Raw genomic sequence first — 6,176 nt, 5'->3', positions numbered from 1 at the left:
ATAGATTTACATATTATCTCATGGCGCGTTTCAGGATGCGGTCACCTTGTTTATTAAAGTATTCCGCAGATTCTTCAACAGATTTCTGACCATAATCGATATATTGGATTGCATCTCGGAACAATGAAACGATTTGCGGGTCATCAAAGTATGGTGACGTTTTCATTTCATGTGGCAGTTCTAATGCCATATTTAAACCAGCAACAGATGGGTCTTCATCTTTAATTACACCGCTGGCACGCAGTTGAGTTACCGCAGTCTTACTCAGTGGCACACCACGCTCTAAGCCCATAGCATCAACACCTTCTTTGCTGTTAAGCAGGAAGTTGATGAGCATGGCACTTTCTTTAGGATACTTAGTCGATTTACCAATAGAGAGCATTTGAGCAGGTTTAAAGAACAGACCTGCATCTTTTGCCTCTGGCAACATCGGATAAGGGCCAAGTATCAATTTTGCTGGTTTAGTCAGGTTATCGGAATACTTAGTAATGGTGGAGTTCCACATATAAGTACCACCCCATTCACCATTAATCCACGGCTTCATTTCGTACATATTGCTTTTGCCGAATGATGCATAGTATTTAGTGGATGGCATTACATGGTTATCAACCATTTTCTTATACATAGTAAAGAACTCAACCCACTGTTCTGGTGTATAAGCAAACTTTTTATTAGCTTCATCGATAGTCGGGGTGTTGTATTTTTGTGTCATATAAGAGCGAATTAATGCCAGAGTATCCTGGTGCTCTAATACCACAGGGTAATATTGGTCACCCAGTTTTTCTTTAAATACTAAACCTGCTTTAAGTAATTCGTCCCACGTTTTAGGATACTCTAAACCAGACTTAGCCCAGGTCGCGTCATTAAAATAGAAAATACGCGCTGTCACTGAAATCGGGATACCGTTTAATTTGCCATTAACGGTAGTCTGTTGCAGTTCTTTCGGATCGAATTGAGCCAAATCCAACTGCTCTGACACTTTATTTAAGTCATAGAAGCCAGTGCCGTCTTTGGAGAAGATGGGCAACCAGTTCCAGTTTGTTTGCATAACGTCAGGTTCAGTTCCACCCGCAATTTGCGTCGTCAGACGAGAAAGGTGACCGTCCCAGCCAGTGTATTCTGCTTTAACATTAATATTTGGGTGCTGCTTGTGGAACTCTTCCAGCGCCTTAAGTGTCATTTGATGACGCCCATTGCCCCCCCACCATGACATGCGTAGGTTAACGTCATCCTGTGCAAAAGCCTGATGTGATAATAAAGCCAGAGTGGATGCTATCAGCGTGTGTAGGATCGCTTTTTTCATTGGGTACTGCTCCTGTTAAAGAGAGATATTTTTTTCTGTTTTTGCATCAAAGATATGGCATTTATCCATATCAAATTGGAAGTACACGGTGCGATGCAGGCCACTTTCAATAATTGGCCGTGCTTCATCAGACGGTAAGCGACAAGTCAATTCAAAGTCGTCAACCTTGATGTATAAGAAGAATTCATGCCCCATGTTTTCCACACGAACTAATTCACCTTGCGAATGGTTATTGGCAAAGGGTTGTTGTGACATGCGAATAAATTCTGGACGTACACCAAAGAACACTTTCTCTCCGGCATGGGCGGCCACTTTGGCTTGCTGCTTTTCACTCAATACCAGGGTGTACTGGCCAACTGTCAGGCCAATCTGCCCCTCTTTTTCTACCAGCGTACTCGGTTTGATGTTCATTTCCGGTGCGCCAATAAAACCTGCAACAAACATGTTGGTAGGGAAGTGGTAGAGATTATCCGGGGTATCAACTTGCATGATATGGCCCAGTTTCATTACACAGATTCTGTCACCCATGGTCATGGCTTCGGTCTGGTCATGGGTAACATAAACAGTTGTTGCTGCTTTGCCGCTTTTTTTCAATTGCTTATGCAAATCTGAGATGCGGATACGCATTGAGGCACGCAACTTGGCATCGAGGTTCGACAACGGTTCATCAAACAAGAAAACATCAGGTTTTTTCACAATCGCCCGGCCTACTGCCACACGTTGTGCCTGGCCACCTGACAACTGGCGCGGCAGTCTGTCCAGCAGGTCTTCCAGCTCCAGAATTTTGGCCGCTTCTGCGACTTGCGCTTCAATCTGATCTTTTGGCAGCTTGCTCAGTTTCAGGCCAAAGGCCAGATTCTCTTTCACTGTCATGTGCGGATATAACGCATAGTTCTGGAACACCATGGCAATACCACGTGATTTAGGTGCCAGATTATTGACCACCCGATCACCAATTCGAACTTCGCCATCACTGATGGTTTCCAGACCTGCCAGCATGCGCAGAGTGGTGGATTTAGCACAGCCTGATGGACCAACAATAACCATAAACTCGCCATCATGGATTTTCAGATCAATGCCATGAACCGCGCGGAAACCGTTGGAGTAAACTTTGCCTAATTTATTGAAAATGACTTCAGCCATGATAAATCCTCTATTAACCTTTAATTCCGCTGCTGGTTACGCCTTGCACGAAGTAGCGTTGAGCCAGGAAGAAAACAATGATGGACGGCAGAATGGAGATGCTTGCCATTGCCAGAATTTCGTTCCACGGTGCGCCTTCGGTGACGTCGATAGACATCTTCAGAGCCAGCGCTATCGGGTACTTATCTACGCTGTAGACATAAATCAGTGGGCCGATAAAGTCGTTCATTGACCACATAAACTGGAACAGTGCGACAGAGATAATGGCCGGCTTCAAGATTGGCACAACCACATACCACAACACCTGTAGCGAGTTACAACCGTCGATCTGTGCCGCTTCTTCCATATCACGTGGTACACCACGCAGGAACTGAATCAGCATGAAGACGAAGAACCCTTGGGTGGCGAAGGCCGTTGGCAAATAAAGTGGTAAGTAGCTATTCAGCATGCCCATTTCACGGAACATGATGTATTGCGGAATCAATAACACAGTACTTGGCAGCAACATGGTGGTAATCAATGTTGCAAACCAGAATTTCTTCCATGGGATCTCAAAGCGTGCGAAACCATATGCCACGATAGTGGAAGAGATAATAGTCAGAATGACTTTCGGGATTACAAACTTAAAGGTGTTAAGCATGTAGTGACCGAAGTTATATTCAGTACCGGTTTTCCAACCATTAACGAAACCATCACTGGTTGCGTTTTCTGGCCATAATCCTAATGTGGTGAAAATTTCATTATTGGGTTTAAACGCCGCAGAGAACATCCACAGCAGCGGATAAAGCATCATCAGACCGACAATAATCAAAATGATGTAGCGGAAAGCAGCACTGACTTTTGCTTTGCGTTCTGTGCGGCTAATTTCCGCATTAGCAATTTCCTGCGCCAGATCTAATTTCTTCTGGTTGGAAGTTTGTTGTACGTCAGTCATTTTTTCCTCCTTTATCGGCGGAGTAGAAGACCCAATATTTAGATGATTTAAATGCAATTGAGGCGAAGAGGGCGACTACCAGGAATAATACCCAGGCCAGTGCAGCACCGTATCCCATATCAAAGTATTTAAACGCGGTATCATAGATATAGAGCGAGAATAAATACGTATAGTGAGTTGGCCCACCGTCGGTAATAACGTACGGCGCGGTAAACTCTTGGAACGCCTGCGTGGTTTGCATAATAAAGTTAAAGAAAATAACCGGCGTGATCAATGGCACGGTAACTTTCATAAACATTTGCCATTTAGAGGCACCATCAATCATGGCTGCTTCATATTGTGACTGCGGTACGTTCTGTAATGCAGCCAGGAAGATAACCATGGCGGAACCGAACTGCCAGACACGCAGTAATGTCACGGATGTCAGCGCCAGCGCGGGTTCTCCCAACCAGTTGATGGCATCAAACCCGAACACGCCAATAAAGCTGTTTAACAGGCCATCAATGGCAAACAGGGCACGCCATAACACGGCAATTGCAACGCTGCTGCCGAGGATTGATGGAATATAGAAAGCAGTACGGAACAGGCCAATACCGCGTAATTTAAAGTTCAGTACAAAAGCGATCCCTAGAGCAAATGCCAGTTTTAAAGGAATAGTCAGAAAAACATAAGCGAATGTAACGCCCATGGATTTCCAGAATAAATCATCTTCAAGGAACATATGACGATAATTCTCGATCCCGTTAAATACGGGAGGGTTCATTAAGTCATACTCAGTAAAACTGAGAAAGAAGGATGATACAAAGGGGAAAGCCGTAAATATTATCAACCCGAGTATATAAGGTGATAAATAGGCTAACCCCAGCATTCTGTTTTCATTCATAATGCTTACCTATTTTTAATAACATGAAAGATAAATAAAATTACTGATTCAAAAGCGTCGGATAAATAAAATCAATATCATACAGAGTACGGTTTTCCCCGTTCACCCGATAATCTCCATGAATGTAACCACCATTGGTAATAAATTGAGGCATAGCAGCAGACTTATTTTGTTTTGCTGCAATTAAGGCCAATATTGCTAATGCAATTGGATTGTCGATACGGAAATAACGGTGTTGAGCCGATTCAACAAACAGGCCGCGATGGTAATGTTGTTTAAATAGTTCATCGCCAACTTGCCAGGCTAATTCAAATAATCGGCTACATTGGCAGTGCTCTGCCAGTTCAATTAAGGCCAACAATAGGTGTGCAGTGGCAGCAGGTTTTTTACCCACCATCAATGATGCCCGGCGTTTTTGTTTGTTCAATTCAGCAAACTGCCAGCGGTGCAGTAACACACCAATCAGATCCAGCAGCTCTTCATCTTCACTCAAGCGCCAGGCGCGAACTAATGGCAGCAAATAATCAACATCTAATGGGAAGGGAGAAATAACCGTACCTTTGGCGCCATAGTAACCATCCCGCTGCAATACATAGCCGCTCATGTCTTGTCCATCGTTCCATAACGGGCGCAATGTATTGCTCTCAACGTTATAAGCGAAACGATAGTAGTTCTTTAAGCCATCAATAACCCATTGCAAGACTTGTGCATCGGGTTGTTGGCGCAGGATATCTAACATCGCCAATGGGTTATCAATCAGTAGCGGGCGCATATCGCGAAACAGCACATTAGCTTCGCGAGCAATGTCACCAAACTCTGGACCAAACTGGCGTTTGGCACGATCGCCATACCAAGATTGGGTCTGATTATCGTCCGCCGGGATAGGGCGACGCTGTTGTGGCGAACTGAACTGATAAACCGGTAAACCGGTTTCCGGGTTACGGGCTAATACATATTGGCGATAGAGATGTTTCCCCCAAGCCGCAGCGGCGATATCACCGGTATATTCAGCATATTTATATGCGGCATAAATCAGGTCAGTACCCGCATTCACAAAGGTCAGGCCTTTGGTTTCAGGAAGGCGTGGTAAGTCAGTAGGGTTAACCACATCGCGGCGAGCATGGGTAAAAACATGTGGGTCGCGTAACTTGTCGTAGCTACCGTGGCGGCCCAGATCCAGCGTTTGCCAATCCTCTACATGGGCGTGCCAAAAACCCTGTAAGAAATTAAGTGTTTTTTCCCGGTCAACAGTGACCAGAAAATCGTAATAGGGCAGATGATGTTTCAGTTCATGTACTTGCGCTTTTGATTCTGGCCCTTCGGTCGTTAATGTATCCAGATTGAGGAAACGATGGCCGCCCCAGTAAAACAACCCGCTTTGCTCATGAACGCCACGGTGCATAAAATAGCTGCTTTGCACTCGTGCTTGTTGGTGATATTGCGGATCCTGAGTCACCAGACTGAGGGCATCCAATGTCCGCAGCCAGTTTTGCTGACTGGCAAAATTAGATATTGGTGTATTGTGGCCATCAGGAAATTCCCATACGACCGGTTGATGTGTCAGCACATCAAAGCCATCAGCTAGCAGGGGGGTAGGGTTTTGGTTGCTATGGCCAATAGACTGGACCAGATCAACATAGCTGCGAATAGCGCTGAGCCAGTTAATCATCATTGCGTCGCTGCCTTTAATGTTGCCTACAAAATCCATTGCCATAACCCCATCATCGAACATCAGGATAGAACCGGTTTAAGGTTCCTTATAAATAGAAACGTCGTTTCACAATCTATTATATTTGTATTTACTGACGAGTCATTGAGCGAATGACAAAAGTGTGATCGGAGTCGGAACGTTGTTTTGAATTTTTTATTTTTGCGCTTTTGGCAGAAATTTATCGGTAGATTTATTTGTTAAC

Annotated in this window: 5 protein-coding genes; all 5 read right to left on the bottom strand. The window is 44.6% G+C overall.

Annotated elements, in window-relative coordinates; genetic code table 11:
• Positions 1–13: 13 nt before the first annotated feature.
• Genes V1952_RS19270 through V1952_RS19250 form a run of 5 tightly spaced genes read right to left on the bottom strand, consistent with a single transcriptional unit; the run spans position 14 to position 5,971 of the window.
• Entirely contained in the window at positions 14–1,303 is a 1,290-nt protein-coding gene (locus V1952_RS19270) for an ABC transporter substrate-binding protein (RefSeq protein ID WP_083158665.1), read from the bottom strand.
• Between the two features lie 15 nt (positions 1,304–1,318).
• Complete coding sequence (locus V1952_RS19265) at positions 1,319–2,446, bottom strand: ABC transporter ATP-binding protein (protein ID WP_083158666.1); 1,128 nt, start codon at positions 2,444–2,446, stop codon at positions 1,319–1,321.
• A gap of 13 nt (positions 2,447–2,459) precedes the next feature.
• Positions 2,460–3,380, bottom strand: a complete 921-nt coding sequence (locus V1952_RS19260) for a carbohydrate ABC transporter permease (RefSeq protein ID WP_083158667.1) — start codon at positions 3,378–3,380, stop codon at positions 2,460–2,462.
• Entirely contained in the window at positions 3,373–4,263 is an 891-nt protein-coding gene (locus V1952_RS19255) for a carbohydrate ABC transporter permease (RefSeq protein ID WP_019210193.1), read from the bottom strand. The genes V1952_RS19260 and V1952_RS19255 overlap by 8 nt, the downstream gene beginning before the upstream one ends.
• Before the next feature lie 40 nt (positions 4,264–4,303).
• Complete coding sequence (locus tag V1952_RS19250; protein WP_420072296.1) at positions 4,304–5,971, bottom strand: pectate lyase; 1,668 nt, start codon at positions 5,969–5,971, stop codon at positions 4,304–4,306.
• Between the last annotated feature and the right edge of the window lie 205 nt (positions 5,972–6,176).

Source organism: Yersinia sp. 2542 StPb PI, from assembly GCF_048593855.1.
GTDB classification, from domain to species: Bacteria; Pseudomonadota; Gammaproteobacteria; order Enterobacterales; family Enterobacteriaceae; genus Yersinia; species Yersinia enterocolitica_E.
The sequence above is the reverse complement of the archived record's forward strand: the minus strand, read 5'-3'. Positions and strand labels throughout refer to the sequence as shown.

Excerpts from the sequence above, each read along its gene's own strand:
- V1952_RS19270 (WP_083158665.1), bottom strand. The coding sequence starts at position 1,303 with ATGAAAAAAGCGATCCTACACACGCTGATAGCATCCACTCTGGCTTTA.
- V1952_RS19265 (WP_083158666.1), bottom strand. The coding sequence starts at position 2,446 with ATGGCTGAAGTCATTTTCAATAAATTAGGCAAAGTTTACTCCAACGGT.
- V1952_RS19260 (WP_083158667.1), bottom strand. The coding sequence starts at position 3,380 with ATGACTGACGTACAACAAACTTCCAACCAGAAGAAATTAGATCTGGCG.
- V1952_RS19255 (WP_019210193.1), bottom strand. The coding sequence starts at position 4,263 with ATGAATGAAAACAGAATGCTGGGGTTAGCCTATTTATCACCTTATATA.
- V1952_RS19250 (WP_420072296.1), bottom strand. The coding sequence starts at position 5,971 with ATGGATTTTGTAGGCAACATTAAAGGCAGCGACGCAATGATGATTAAC.